The organism is Streptococcus sp. 10F2 (assembly GCF_054331515.2).
This window is the reverse complement of sequence record NZ_JBTGGE020000013.1, coordinates 1-12,831: the sequence shown is the minus strand read 5'-3', so window position 1 is coordinate 12,831 and position 12,831 is coordinate 1. Positions and strand designations below refer to the sequence as shown.

Annotated in this window: 14 protein-coding genes; all 14 read right to left on the bottom strand. The window is 44.3% G+C overall.

All coding sequences use genetic code 11. The features are described 5' to 3' along the window. Window positions 1-16 precede the first annotated feature (16 nt). The 14 genes from rpoE to rpmH all read right to left on the bottom strand — a co-directional run bounded on the left by rpoE (window position 17) and on the right by rpmH (window position 12,517). Complete coding sequence (rpoE, locus tag ACXM1Q_RS04035) at window positions 17-592, bottom strand: DNA-directed RNA polymerase subunit delta (protein WP_458516412.1); 576 nt, start codon at window positions 590-592, stop codon at window positions 17-19. Between the two features lie 308 nt (window positions 593-900). Beyond that, a complete protein-coding gene (tig, locus tag ACXM1Q_RS04030) occupies window positions 901-2,184 on the bottom strand; it encodes a trigger factor (RefSeq protein WP_458516410.1) in 1,284 nt (427 codons plus the stop codon). A 79-nt stretch (window positions 2,185-2,263) separates the two neighbouring features. Beyond that, window positions 2,264-2,830, bottom strand: a complete 567-nt coding sequence (locus tag ACXM1Q_RS04025; protein WP_458516408.1) for a TIGR01440 family protein — start codon at window positions 2,828-2,830, stop codon at window positions 2,264-2,266. Beyond that, entirely contained in the window at window positions 2,823-3,284 is a 462-nt protein-coding gene (locus ACXM1Q_RS04020; RefSeq protein ID WP_135037133.1) for an ECF transporter S component, read from the bottom strand. The genes ACXM1Q_RS04025 and ACXM1Q_RS04020 overlap by 8 nt, the downstream gene beginning before the upstream one ends. After that, on the bottom strand, window positions 3,271-4,029 hold the full coding sequence (locus ACXM1Q_RS04015) for a bifunctional hydroxymethylpyrimidine kinase/phosphomethylpyrimidine kinase (RefSeq protein WP_458516406.1): 759 nt from the start codon (window positions 4,027-4,029) through the stop codon (window positions 3,271-3,273). Before ACXM1Q_RS04015 ends, ACXM1Q_RS04020 begins: the two co-directional genes overlap by 14 nt. Then, the gene (gene truA, locus ACXM1Q_RS04010; protein ID WP_458516403.1) at window positions 4,001-4,774 is read right to left on the bottom strand and encodes a tRNA pseudouridine(38-40) synthase TruA; all 774 of its coding nucleotides are present in this window, start codon (window positions 4,772-4,774) and stop codon (window positions 4,001-4,003) included. Before truA ends, ACXM1Q_RS04015 begins: the two co-directional genes overlap by 29 nt. A 309-nt stretch (window positions 4,775-5,083) precedes the next feature. Then, window positions 5,084-6,214 carry a molecular chaperone DnaJ gene (gene dnaJ, locus ACXM1Q_RS04005; protein ID WP_458516401.1) on the bottom strand — a complete coding sequence of 377 codons (1,131 nt, stop codon included), beginning with the start codon at window positions 6,212-6,214 and terminating at the stop codon, window positions 5,084-5,086. A 398-nt stretch (window positions 6,215-6,612) separates the two neighbouring features. Continuing rightward, window positions 6,613-8,430 (bottom strand): molecular chaperone DnaK, encoded by a 1,818-nt coding sequence (gene dnaK, locus ACXM1Q_RS04000; RefSeq protein ID WP_458516399.1) that lies wholly within the window; start codon window positions 8,428-8,430, stop codon window positions 6,613-6,615. Window positions 8,431-8,495: 65 nt separating this feature from the next. Then, window positions 8,496-9,002, bottom strand: a complete 507-nt coding sequence (gene grpE / locus ACXM1Q_RS03995; protein WP_458516397.1) for a nucleotide exchange factor GrpE — start codon at window positions 9,000-9,002, stop codon at window positions 8,496-8,498. An 11-nt stretch (window positions 9,003-9,013) separates the two neighbouring features. Beyond that, the gene (hrcA, locus tag ACXM1Q_RS03990; RefSeq protein WP_458516395.1) at window positions 9,014-10,048 is read right to left on the bottom strand and encodes a heat-inducible transcriptional repressor HrcA; all 1,035 of its coding nucleotides are present in this window, start codon (window positions 10,046-10,048) and stop codon (window positions 9,014-9,016) included. A gap of 185 nt (window positions 10,049-10,233) precedes the next feature. Next, window positions 10,234-10,923 carry a histidine phosphatase family protein gene (locus tag ACXM1Q_RS03985; protein ID WP_458516393.1) on the bottom strand — a complete coding sequence of 230 codons (690 nt, stop codon included), beginning with the start codon at window positions 10,921-10,923 and terminating at the stop codon, window positions 10,234-10,236. Next, entirely contained in the window at window positions 10,924-11,496 is a 573-nt protein-coding gene (gene rnmV, locus ACXM1Q_RS03980; RefSeq protein ID WP_458516391.1) for a ribonuclease M5, read from the bottom strand. Further along, a complete protein-coding gene (locus ACXM1Q_RS03975) occupies window positions 11,493-12,272 on the bottom strand; it encodes a TatD family hydrolase (RefSeq protein WP_458516389.1) in 780 nt (259 codons plus the stop codon). The genes rnmV and ACXM1Q_RS03975 overlap by 4 nt, the downstream gene beginning before the upstream one ends. Before the next feature lie 110 nt (window positions 12,273-12,382). Beyond that, window positions 12,383-12,517, bottom strand: a complete 135-nt coding sequence (gene rpmH / locus ACXM1Q_RS03970; protein ID WP_002885866.1) for a 50S ribosomal protein L34 — start codon at window positions 12,515-12,517, stop codon at window positions 12,383-12,385. Between the last annotated feature and the right edge of the window lie 314 nt (window positions 12,518-12,831).

The window sequence follows — 12,831 nt, the reverse complement described above, 5'->3', positions numbered from 1 at the left end:
AAACGGAAAGAGAGGATTAGTCCTCCACGTCATCATCCTCATCGTCTGCTTCACCGACCTCAACATCCTCAGCTAACTCTTCTGGAGCTATTTCGTTGATTTCAGCGTCATAAGCTTCCGCTTCATTCTTCTCATCATCTGGATTCTCGTCATCATAGCTCATAGAATCCTCATCTTCAGCGTAGTTATCTTCATCTTCTGGATCATCATCGCTGTAATCGATGGTATCGCTATCACTAGCGATAAAGGCATTAACGCGTTTCTTCTTGCGTTTTTTAGGTGCTTCCTCATCGTCATTTTCTTCCAAGGCGATGATTTCCTCATCAACTTCATCCACAGCGTACCAAGAACGGAGACCCCATTTGTTTTCACCGAGAGAGATAAAGCTACCATCGACGTTTAATTCTGTGTAAAAAAGAGGAAGAGCTTCGCGAATCTCGCTATTGCTTTTCTCCAAATACTCTTGAATTTCATTGACTAGATCACTAAAGTACATTTCGTGATCCCGTCCACGACCTTCTAAAATGGCACGTGCCACTTCGATCATGGAAAGTTCACTTTTTTCCTGTCCAGCAAATACTTCTAATTCCAAAGTCGTTCTCCTTTTTTGTCATTCTCTTTATTGTACGCTATTTTTAAGGATTCGTCAAAAAAGAAAAGAGGCTGGACACCTGGCCAGTCCCTTTTCAGGATGTGGAATAGAAATTCCAATCCTCTTTATTCATTAACCTTAGCAGTAGCTGATTGGTGTCTTCGTTCGCCAACTGGCTCCGAAGAACACCTCATCAACGTTGACATGAACCATGTTTCGTTCATGATACCACTCGAATAGCTCTCAAGCTACCTTCAGAGCAAAAGACTACTGTCTAAATTTTTGAAAATTTAGAGTTAGGCCACTCCTTATTTTACTGTAGCTGTTGAAGTAATCAATTCAACTGCTTTTTTAACAGTAATATCATGTTTCAACATATCTGCTGAAAGGAGGCTACGCACTTGCTCTACTTCCATATTGTAAGCTGCTGCCAAGTCTTCGATTTCTTGATTGATTTCATCGTCACTTGCATCGAATCCTTCTGCTTTCGCAATAGCTTCGATTACAAGGTTTGTTTTTGTACGGCTTTCTGCTTCAGCTTCGTATTGCTTATGCAAGTCGTCTTGAGTTGTACCAGTGATTTGGAAGTACATTTCTGGTGAAATACCTTGACGTTGCATATTTCCAAGGAATTCATTCACAGAACGATGGACTTCTTCATGAACCATTTCTGATGGAAGGTCTACAATTTCAGCATTGTCTACAGCTTTTTCAATAGCTGCTGTTTCAACAGCTTCTTGGTAAGCTTCTTCTTTGGCTGCTGCCATCTCTTTGCTGTATTTTTCTTTCAATTCAGCAAGAGTTTCAACTTCTTCATCAATGTCTTTTGCAAGTTCATCATCAAGTGCAGGTACTTCTTTACCTTTTACTTCATGAACAGTTGTTTCAAATTTAGCAGCTTTACCTGCCAAATCTGCCGCTTGATAATCTTCTGGGAAAGTAACTTCAACGGTCACAGTTTCACCTGGTTTTGCACCAACCAATTGCTCTTCAAAACCTGGGATGAAAGATCCACTACCAAGTTCAAGTGGGTAGTTTTCACCTTTACCACCGTCAAACTCAACACCGTCAACAGAACCTACAAAGTCGATAACTACTGTATCTCCTTCAACAGCTGCATCTTCTTTGATAACCAATTCTGCCAAGTTGTTGCGCTCGCGCTCGATACGTGCATCTACTTCTTCTACTGATACTTCTTTATCGACAGTCACAGATACTTCTAGGTTTTTATAATCACCCAATTTTACTTCTGGTTTTGTCACAACAGATGCAGAAATTGTCCAATCTTGACCTTTTTCCATTGAAACAATATCAAATTCAGGTTGTGCAACAACCTCAACTCCTGCTTCCTTAACAGCTGCTTCATAAGCTGCTGGCAAAAGAGCATTCAAGGTATCTTGGTAAAGAGATTCTTCACCAAAACGTTGGTTGAAAACCGCACGTGGAAGGTGACCTTTACGGAAACCTGGAACATTCAAAGAACCTTTCACACGGTTAAATGTACGATCCAACTCAGGCTTAATCACATCTTGAGCGATTGTGAATGTAAGCAATCCACGGTTTGTTTCTTTGTTTTCAAATTTCACAGACATGCTGTCTACTCCTTAAAATCTTTAATCTGTATCATTTTATCACAAGTCGTCAGCAACTTCAATGATTTTAGAGGGCTTTCTAAAATTTCCGAATAGGGTCTGGGGCATATTCTGCCCGAGCTCCTCCAATCAGTTTGGGACGGCTGGCTAAAGCAGTCACATGAGCTCCTCCCAATTCACGTTTCGCTAGACGAACAGGTACTTGGACATGTTTGACATGCATGCCAATCGCTGTATCACCAATGTCCATCCCTAGATCAGCGGTAACAAATTCCACAACCACTGGGTCCTCCAGAACTTGCATCGCTGCCACTTGTCCACTACCACCAGCATGCGGAGTCGGAATGACTTGAACAATCTCCCAACCTCGAGCTTGTGCCAAAGAACGTTCCACTACTAAAGCTCGATTGATATGCTCACAGCCCTGAACGGCTAGAAAAATCCCCTGCTCTTTCAGAAAATGATAGAGAGCTGAAACCAAGGCCTGCCCAACCTCCAGACTAGAATTACGACCAATAAAACCACCAACTACTTCACTGGTTGATAGCCCTAGTACAAATACTGAATCCGCAGATGCCTGAGCGCGTTCAATCAACTCCTTCGCTAGAGCTACAACATCAATTTTTAGTTCCTCTAAATCAGACATGTCTCCTCCTTAAAAGCTGAACCAAGACTTGAGCTAGTAGAAAACCTAAGAAACTCTGGATAAAGTTCGGAAGGATTTCTGGAATAGCTGCGGCTACTCCGTACATTAAACTAGAGGCTCCTGCATAAATAGCTACCATAAATAAACTTGAAACCAAACCAGATAGCCAGCGTGAAGGAAGAACGCCTTGTGCCAAACGTCCCTGACCTCCATGAGCCAAGAGACTAAACAAGCTCCACTGAGGATAGCCCAGCAAAAGATCCAAGAGAAATCCTCCCAAACCGCCAACTAAAGCCCCTTGACGACCGCCCAAATAAAAGGCTGCCGTATAAACTCCCACATCTAACAAAGAGACAAAACCTGTGGCAGTGGGCAACTTAATGTAGCCCAATACAACGGTTGCTGCTATAAAAACAGCTGTCTGACTCCAGTACTTTATATTATTTGATTGCATACGGACTAACCCCCCATTCATCTGCAGCCTCTATGGCTGCTGTCACAAACTGCTTGGCTAGATGACTGGCATTGACCACATCCTGCCCCTGTCCCAGGTAGGTGGTCAGACTCGAAGCCAATACACAGCCACTACCGTTAATCGTTCCTTGCTCTTGAGGCGTTTCGAGATAAAAGCCTGACTGGCCGGTCCAGACAAAATCAAGCGCTACAGGTCCCGGTAATCGGGATCCCCCTTTGAGATAAACCGCTGTCCCGAATTGACGAGATAATTCCTCAGCCCCTGCTTGTAGGTCAGCCTGATCACGCAAATCACGTCCCAAAAGCAACTCGGCTTCTCGAAGATTGGGAGTCATGATTTGGCTTAGGGCCGCTATTTTTTGAAACACCTTAGCCCACTGTCCCAAAACTTGATCCTTATTTTCTTTTAAAACCAAAACAGGATCAAAAACAATCGGCACCCGCTGTCTCCCTTTAAGCCAATGATAGACCACATAAGCATGCTCTGGACTTGGTAAAAGACCAATTTTGATGGCCGCAAAAGGTACATCCACAAGACTCATTAGTTGCTGTTCCAACTGGAGAGGAGTTAGCGGCTGAACTTGGAATTCATCTGCTACTAACGCCGTCACGCAAGTCACGGCTACAAAGCCCTTCGCACCAATCTGAGTAATGGTCGCTAAATCAGCTTGCAAGCCACCACCTGAAAAGATATCACTACCGGCTATGGTTAAGATCTTGGTCATATAAAATCTCCTTGAGATAGAGGCCCTGAGGGGCTGCGGTTGGGCCAGCCAGCTGGCGATCCTGCTTCTCTAGAATCAAAGGAATCTGCTCTACTGGCATACGACCATTGCCAATCTTAAGCAAGGTGCCAACCATATTCCGAATCTGCTTATAGAGAAAACCGTTCCCGGAAAAGGTCAAGCGAAGCAAGTGCTGTGCTTCATCCACTTCTAAATTCACAGCGGTAATCGTTCGAACCTTATTTTCAACAGACGTCCCTGATGCCGTAAAACCCGTAAAATCATGTGTCCCTAAAAAAAATTGCAGAGCTTGACTCATTTTTTCGAAGTCCAACGGATAAGGGAAAGGTGTCGCTTGATAGCGCAGGAGCGGATTCTTAGGCCGACCATAGTCTACCAAGAATTCATAGGTTTTATGATGAGGCCAATAGCGCGCATGAAAATCGTCTGGCACCAACTCCACCGACCGCACAGCAATATCCTCTGCACTCTGTGTATCCAAGGCAAAACGCAATTTTTCCACATCCCGTTTCCCCGGTAAATCAAAATGCACCACTTGCCCAAAAGCATGAACGCCGGAATCCGTCCGCCCCGCCCCATGAACCTGAATTTCCTGACCACTGGCCAACCGCGTCAAGGTCTTTTCCAACTCCTCCTGCACCGTCCGTGCCTGAGGCTGACGCTGGAAACCAGCAAAATCCTTGCCATCATAAGCAATCACAGCCTTGTATCTGTATTTTTCCATGTCCCTATTTTAACAGGAAAGCCTTGACAGAACAAGAAAAAGAGCAGAAAAGGAAAAAGACCAGGATAATCCCGGTCTAAATTCCTAGTGATGTCTGTACTTGCCAAAGCAAGTACAGACATCACAGGCTTATCAAGGCAGTTGCGAACTACGTTCGCCCCTTTTCAGGGGCTCCTTACAGACTAGTTTAGTTCTAAGAAGGAATCTTAGAAGTTGCGAACTACGTTCGCTATTTTTGTCGCTATAAAAAAGGGCACAACAGACCTTTTTTATGGCTCCTTGCAGACTAGATTCCTTCTTTGAAGGAATCTAGTCTGCATCAAACATTTTTTCAAAGAAGTTCTTTTTCTTCGGTTTCACTTTAAGGTCGCCTGCATTGGCAAAATCCATGAGGGCTTTCCGTTGTTCATCGTTAAGGTCGGTTGGAGTATCAACGATGATGGTGACATATTGATCACCTTGGGCTCCACCGCGGAGGCTTGGAGCACCTTTACCTCGGAGACGGAAGCGTTTGCCAGCTTGGGTTCCTTCTGGGATCGTTAATTCAACATCTCCGTGAACAGTTGGGACATCCACTGTATCTCCCAAGGCTGCTTGGACAAAATTGAGATGTAGGCGGTAATGGATGGTTGTTCCGTCGCGTTCAAATTTGTCAGAAGCTGCGACGTGGATAACTACGAAGAGATCTCCATGTGGACCACCGTTATAACCTGCTTCACCTTGGCCAGATAGACGAATTTGCTGATCTGTTTCAACACCAGCCGGCACACGAACCTCGACTGTGTGAGCTTGATTTTCACGTCCAGATCCATGACAGGTATTACATGGATCCTTAATCTCTTGTCCACTTCCATGACAGACATCACAGGTTACTTGACGACGCATCATTCCAAGTGGAGTTTGAGTATCCACATTGATTACACCGGCTCCCCCACAGCGGCTACATTTAACAGGACTTGTTCCTGGTTTAGCACCCGATCCATCACAAGTGTGACAGGAAGACTCACGATTGTACTTAATTTCCTTGGTTGCTCCAAAAACAGCTTCCTCAAAGGTCAGATTCACACGGTATTGCAAGTCATCCCCTTTACGTGGCGCATTAGGATTACGACCACCGCCACTCATACCGCCACCAAAGAAACTTGAAAAGATATCTTCAAAGCCACCGAAACCAGCACCATCAAAACCAGAGAAGCCTTGGCCGCCACCAAAACCGCCATTAGCCCCAGCTGCTCCAAACTGGTCATAAGAAGCCCGCTTTTGCTCATCCCCTAGAGTCTCATAAGCTTCTTGGATGTCCTTATACTTCTGTTCTGCTCCAGCTTCTTTATTAATATCTGGGTGGTACTTCTTGGATAACTTCCGATAAGCCTTCTTGATCTCATCCTGAGAAGCAGACTTAGAGACCCCCAGACGCTCATAAAATTCTGTATTATTCATAGTCAGATACAAAGGGCCTTAAACGGACACAGCCAAAACAGGAGTTTTCACAAAGAACGCAATCGCCCTAGGAAAAACTAACTTTCGGGCACTGTCCGTAGCCCGTGTTCATTTCTGAACACTTTCCTTTCTTTCAGAATAATGGAATCATCTCGCATATAATAGACAATTCCTATTTACCCAAAAACAGAGGTTGGGCAAGCCACCTCTGTTTCAGTCATTCAAGCCTCGCTCCTCTATTTTTAGACGAGGGATAAAGATATCAAGAGGAACTCGAGATATCTTCTCCACTGGACTTACCTCGCTCCCGTATTTTTTGGCGAGGGATAAAAATGTCCACTGGACTTACCTCGCTCCCGTATTTTTTGGCGAGGGATAAAAATGTCCACTGGACATTTTTATTTTTCTGTAAACTCTCCGTCTACAACATCGTCGCCTTGGGCTGCGTCTGTTGCACCTTCAGCTCCTGCTTGGGCTTGTTGAGCGGCAGCTGCTTGCTCATACAATTTCACTGCAAGGGCTTGAGCTTTTTCATTGAGAGCTTCCAATTTCGCTTTCATATCGTCCAAATTGTTAGCTTCTTGTGCTGCTTTCAATTCGTCCAAAGCAGTTTGTGCTTCCGCACGCTCTGCTTCAAATTGGCCTTCTGTGTCTTTCAAGGTCTTTTCAGTTGCGAAAATAGCTTGATCAACTTCATTGCGGAGGTCAACTTCTTCTTTCCGTTTCTTGTCTGCTTCTGCGTTAGCTTCTGCGTCTTTCATCATGCGATCGATTTCTTCGTCCGTCAAGCCTGAGTTAGACTGGATAACGATGGTTTGCTCTTTCTGAGTACCAAGGTCTTTAGCCTTAACAGAAACGATACCGTTTTTATCGATGTCGAATGTTACTTCGATTTGAGGAATACCACGAGGTGCTGCAGGGATATCTGTCAATTGGAAACGTCCAAGCGTTTTGTTATCCGCAGCCATTGGGCGTTCACCTTGAAGAACATGGATATCTACGGCTGGTTGGTTGTCTGCTGCAGTTGAGAAGACTTGTGATTTAGAAGTTGGAATTGTTGTGTTGCGTTCAATCAAAGTTGTGAAGACACCACCCATTGTTTCGATACCAAGAGACAATGGAGTTACGTCAAGAAGGACAACGTCTTTCACATCACCAGAGATGACACCTCCTTGGATAGCAGCACCCATAGCTACAACTTCGTCAGGATTAACAGATTTGTTTGGCTCTTTACCAGTTTCAGCCTTAACAGCTTCAACAACAGCAGGGATACGTGTAGATCCACCAACAAGGATAACTTCATCGATTTCAGAAAGGGATAGACCTGCATCTGAAAGGGCACGGCGAACTGGTTCTTTGGTACGTTCTACCAAGTCACGTGTCAAGTCATCAAATTTAGCACGAGTCAAGGTCATTTCCAAGTGAAGTGGTCCTGCTTCTCCAGCTGTGATAAATGGCAAGCTGATTTGAGTAGAAGTCACACCTGAAAGATCTTTCTTAGCTTTTTCAGCTGCATCTTTCAAGCGTTGCAAGGCCATTTTATCTTGTCCTAGATCAATGCCATTTTCTTTTTTGAATTCTGCAACCATGTAATCGATAATTTTCTGGTCAAAATCATCACCACCAAGTTTGTTATCTCCAGCTGTTGACAATACATCGAAAACACCGTCACCCAATTCAAGGATCGATACGTCGAAAGTACCTCCACCAAGGTCAAAGACAAGAATTTTCTCTTCTTTATCTGTTTTGTCCAAACCGTATGCAAGTGCAGCGGCAGTTGGCTCATTGACAATCCGCTCTACTTCAAGTCCTGCAATTTTACCTGCATCTTTAGTTGCTTGACGTTGTGCATCGTTAAAGTAAGCTGGTACAGTAATAACCGCTTTGGTTACTTTTTCACCAAGATACTCTTCCGCATAACCTTTCAAGTATTGAAGGATCATAGCTGAGATTTCTTGTGGAGTGTAGTCTTTTCCGTTAGCAGAAACTTTTTCAGAAGTTCCCATTTTAGATTTGATGGAAATGATTGTATCAGGGTTCGTTACCGCTTGGCGTTTTGCGGCATCACCAACGATGATTTCACCGTTTTTGAAGGAAACAACAGATGGAGTTGTACGGTTTCCTTCTGGGTTTGCGATGATTTTTGGCTCAGTTCCTTCAAGAACTGCTACTGCTGAGTTTGTTGTACCTAAGTCAATACCAATAATTTTAGACATATGTATTACCTCTTTTATTTTTTCTTCTCTATCGTTACTAGTTTAATGACATTTCGGTCACGTTTTTATGCGTAAACAACGACCATTGCTGGACGTAAAATCCGGTCATGCAATTTATAGCCTTTTTGGAAGACTTGAGCGATTGTATCCGCTGGGTGGTCTTCATCGGCTGGTTGGGTTTGAATAGCCATGTGGAAGTTGGGATCAAAGTCGCCAGAGGCGTCAATTTCTTCGATACCTTCTTCTTTCAAGGCATGGATGAGACTTTCTTGAACCATTTCCAAACCTTTTTTCACATCGTCTGTCAATCCTTCAACAGCCAAGGCGCGTTCTAGGTTGTCAAGGGAAGGTAGAATCGCTTTCCCTAGGTCTTGGCTGCGATATTTTTGCAACAATTGACGTTCTTCTTGTCCGCGGCGTTGGATGTTTTGCATCTCGGCTACAGCCCGCAGGTGTTTATTTTCTAGTTCTTCAATTTTAGCTTGGGCCAGTTCCAGTTCAGATGGCTCAGCCGTTTCTTCTGTTACTTCTTCAATTTCTTGTTCAAGTTCTTCTTTAATTTCTTCAGACACGAGAATCCTCCTTAATGCACTTCATAATGATTGCTACTGAGGTAGCGGTAGAAATCTGTCAGCTTCATCGTCATGACGCGACTGACCGATTCAATCAGACTAAGTAACCGTTGATAGTCGCTATTCACCGGCCCCACCAGACTTAGAAGTCCATAACCTCGATAGGGGATTAAGAACCGCTTACTCATGAGACTTAAATCTGCCAATAGTTGGCTAGAAGAATCTGCAATCCGAATCAATTGCTCTTGATTCTCCGACCAACCTTCGCGTAGCTCAAGAGCCAGCTGTTGTTCATTGGTGAAAAAGCGATAAGTTTCCAGCCCCACTTCCTGCAGTAGGTGCTCCTGTCCTGATGTTACTACTTCTTCTGCGAAAAGTTCCGAGAAGATATGTTCGATTAAGGCGGTAACATTATCAGGCGAAAGGAAATAGCGTTGAACCACTTGCGGAATCTCAGTGCGAATCTTGTAGTGAATTGAAAGCACTGACTCTCTTAGCAAGCGATCCCGAACCATGTCCCTGAGCTGATATAGATGTTCCACCAGAAAATTCCGGGGAATCACCAACTCCTTGGTCAGGATTCTGGAATCATCTAGGGTCATGACCACCAAGGCTGTGTGAGACCCTAGAACGACTAAATCAAATGCTGTCAGTCTTTGATGACTGGGCTCAACGTCCAGTACAAAAGCGGTTAATCCTGTCATTTCTGACAGAAGATCTGCCCCTCTTTGGAAAATATCCTTCAATTGGAAGAAATCATCATCAAAGGCTTTGAGAATTTGAAAGACTTCCTCTGGAGGAAGAGTCGTCAAAGCCATCGAGTTCTCAATATAATATTGATAACCCGCAATACTTGGCTTGCGACCACTGGAAGTATGGGACTTTTCTAATAATCCCAATTTTTCCAAGACTGCCATATCGTTCCGAATGGTTGCACTGGAAGAAGCAATTCCTTCTTGCAAACGTTTGGAACCAACTGGCTCATGGGTCTCTGTAAAAAGTTCAATGATCATCCTTAGGATGGTCTCTTGTCTTTCGGTAACCATGCTCCCTCCATCAGATTAGCACTCCATTACTTCAAGTGCTAACTTATGATTCTATTATACAGCATGGATTCTCCCTGTCAAGAACTTTTGCTTAAAAAATTAGCACTCATCTAAAAAGAGTGCTAATTTTGCTATCTGACACACAAAAAAGCCTGATTTTACAGGCTTTTTTAACTCTATCGGTCTTAAGACTGATTTTGATCCAACCAGCTTCGCCCCTCTTGACGGTAAGACAAATCCCCCACTTCTAGAACCTGAAATTGACCATTTTCATAGCGGAGACGTGTCACACTGCCATTATCTAACACTACAAAACGCTGACCATTCAAAAGATACAAGAGTGTTCCAATACTCATACCATGACAAACCACTAAGGCGTTACCACCACCTGCAGCCTCCATCTTTTTAGCCAAATCTTCAATCCCAGCTAAAAGCCGTCCTCGTAACTGCTCCCAAGTCTCCGCCCAATCAGCTGTATCAGCTTCATAGATTGCATTCGCCATATCCTCATAAGTCATCTCTTCCAGCGAATCGACCCCTGCAATCCGTGGTAAGATGGTGAAGAACAGCTCGTCATCATAGACTCCGTCATTGGAACCAAAAGACCATTCGCGTATGCGGGCATCGTAGGTATAAGGAATTTCACCTTTGAGCCCCAACTCCGTCAACAAAATATCCATCGTCATAATCGTTCGTCCTAAATCACTAGACAAAGCACGATGAAAACTAATTCCTCGTTCACGCAGACCCACACCTAATTCTCGAATCCCTTCTTGCCCTTGACTCGTCAAAGGGGTATCACTCCACCCCTGGGCCCGATGCAAGGTGTTAAACATAGTCCGACCATGACGCACAATATACAAATCTGTTGCCATTTACACTTCCTCCTCTGCAAAACCCTCTAAAGCTTTTTCCAACATTTCCAAAGAAATCCCAAACATTGCCAAACGCTTAGGCAGCTGCTTGCCATTAGAATAACCAATCCGCAAAACTTCTCCGACATACTCCCGCCGCTTCCGACTGTCTGACCCTGCCAAGAGGCCCAGACTCATCAAATCCGCCTGAGAAATCAAATCCTGCTGCTCTGGCGACCTCCCTGTAAAGGCACCATCCAAAGCTTCTTTCAAAGCTTCAAAATCGGCATGCTCCACCCCTAAAGAGCGACCTGCTGTTTTCGACTTGGGCACTGCCTCACCACGTTTAAGAAAAGCTTGTCCCACTGCCGGCACAGCCTGACTAATCATCTTACGAATTCGCTCACCATGATAATCGGGATCTGTAAAAACAATAACCCCTCGTTGCGCTTGCAAGCGGGCAATTCGCTCAATATCCTCTTGTGATAGTGCAGAACCACGGGTTTCATAGGTATCCACCTGGAAAAAACGCTTGAGATTGGCTGTATCATCTCGTCCCTCAACCACCACAACAGGGCCAATAACAGGCTTCATAGTTGCTCACCATCCAGCCCAAAAACCTGCCAAGCATTAGCAGACGTTGCTGCTACTAACTCTTCCAGACTGATCCCCCGCAAATCTGCCACCTTTTCAGCCACATAACGAGTATAGGCCGTCCGATTTTCCTTACCTCGATAGGGTACCGGTGCCAGGAAAGGAGCATCTGTCTCAAGTAAAATCCGATCTAAAGGCAGATTTGCCACTGCCTCTTGAATCTCTAGCGCTTTTTTAAAAGTGACAACACCTGAGAAAGAGATCCACATCCCTAATTTCATAAATTTTTCCGCCATCTCTAAAGAACCAGAATAAGAATGCATAATCCCCCCACGAGCAGGGAGCCCTTCATCCGCTAAAATGGCATAGGTGTCCTCCAAGGCATCCCGGGTATGAATAACCACCGGTAAATCTAACTCCTTCGCCAAACGAAGCTGCCGCCGGAAAACGTCCTCCTGCACTTCTTTAGAAGCAGTCATCCAATGATAATCCAAACCAATCTCACCCAAGGCTACAACTTTAGGGTGAGCTAAAACTTGACGCAGATAGGCTTCCACCTGATCATCATAGGTCCCCGCTTCCGTCGGATGCCAGCCCAGAGTCAAGTAAATAGACTCTTGATCAGCCAAAGCCAAAGCCGCCTCAATCGATTCTCGGTCAAACCCCACCACATTGTGCCAGACTACTCCCAACTCACGCGCCAACTCAAGCTCCTCTTCCAGCCGGCCTGCAAACTGTTTTAAATTTAGGTGAGTATGTGTATCAAAAATTTTCATAGCTTCCCTTCTATACGAAAAAAGAGGCCTGATATACCATCACTACCTCTTTTCAATGTTTATTAGTTTAGAACCCACTAGACTCGAGTTTCTAGCAAGCTCCCAACGCATTAAGCTGAAAGAACTTTACGTCCCTTACGACGACGCGCTGCAAGCACACGACGACCGTTCTTAGTAGACATACGGTGACGGAAACCATGCTTACGTTGACGACGAATTTTACTTGGTTGATAAGTACGTTTCACGAGAATACCTCCTCTTAGATTCTTTGTATTCGTTTAGCCGGCTAGTTGTGATCAGTTACTAAACATACCTTGCTATTTTAAAGGAAAAATGACGGGTTGTCAAGGGAATCAAACAGAAAAAAAACTTGTAAGCGGTAAAATTACTATTTTCAGAATGATACGAAAGTTTTAAAATGAAGTTAGCCACCCCTTTACTGTAAGATGAGGGCTACAACTCATTCTGATAAGTCATCGATTTCATTTGATGACAGGTTTGGAGCTGTTAGGCTAATTTGCCAAGGCTAATCATAGCCTTGCTTTAGCCTAAAAAACAG

What these genes read in the sequence shown, in the direction of transcription:
- ACXM1Q_RS03975 (WP_458516389.1), bottom strand. Translation starts at nt 12,272, where the DNA reads ATGAAAATTTTTGATACACATACTCACCTAAATTTAAAACAGTTTGCA.
- ACXM1Q_RS04020 (WP_135037133.1), bottom strand. Translation starts at nt 3,284, where the DNA reads ATGCAATCAAATAATATAAAGTACTGGAGTCAGACAGCTGTTTTTATA.
- dnaJ (WP_458516401.1), bottom strand. Translation starts at nt 6,214, where the DNA reads ATGAATAATACAGAATTTTATGAGCGTCTGGGGGTCTCTAAGTCTGCT.
- truA (WP_458516403.1), bottom strand. Translation starts at nt 4,774, where the DNA reads ATGGAAAAATACAGATACAAGGCTGTGATTGCTTATGATGGCAAGGAT.
- rnmV (WP_458516391.1), bottom strand. Translation starts at nt 11,496, where the DNA reads ATGAAGCCTGTTATTGGCCCTGTTGTGGTGGTTGAGGGACGAGATGAT.
- dnaK (WP_458516399.1), bottom strand. Translation starts at nt 8,430, where the DNA reads ATGTCTAAAATTATTGGTATTGACTTAGGTACAACAAACTCAGCAGTA.
- ACXM1Q_RS04015 (WP_458516406.1), bottom strand. Translation starts at nt 4,029, where the DNA reads ATGACCAAGATCTTAACCATAGCCGGTAGTGATATCTTTTCAGGTGGT.
- ACXM1Q_RS04025 (WP_458516408.1), bottom strand. Translation starts at nt 2,830, where the DNA reads ATGTCTGATTTAGAGGAACTAAAAATTGATGTTGTAGCTCTAGCGAAG.
- tig (WP_458516410.1), bottom strand. Translation starts at nt 2,184, where the DNA reads ATGTCTGTGAAATTTGAAAACAAAGAAACAAACCGTGGATTGCTTACA.
- hrcA (WP_458516395.1), bottom strand. Translation starts at nt 10,048, where the DNA reads ATGGTTACCGAAAGACAAGAGACCATCCTAAGGATGATCATTGAACTT.
- ACXM1Q_RS03985 (WP_458516393.1), bottom strand. Translation starts at nt 10,923, where the DNA reads ATGGCAACAGATTTGTATATTGTGCGTCATGGTCGGACTATGTTTAAC.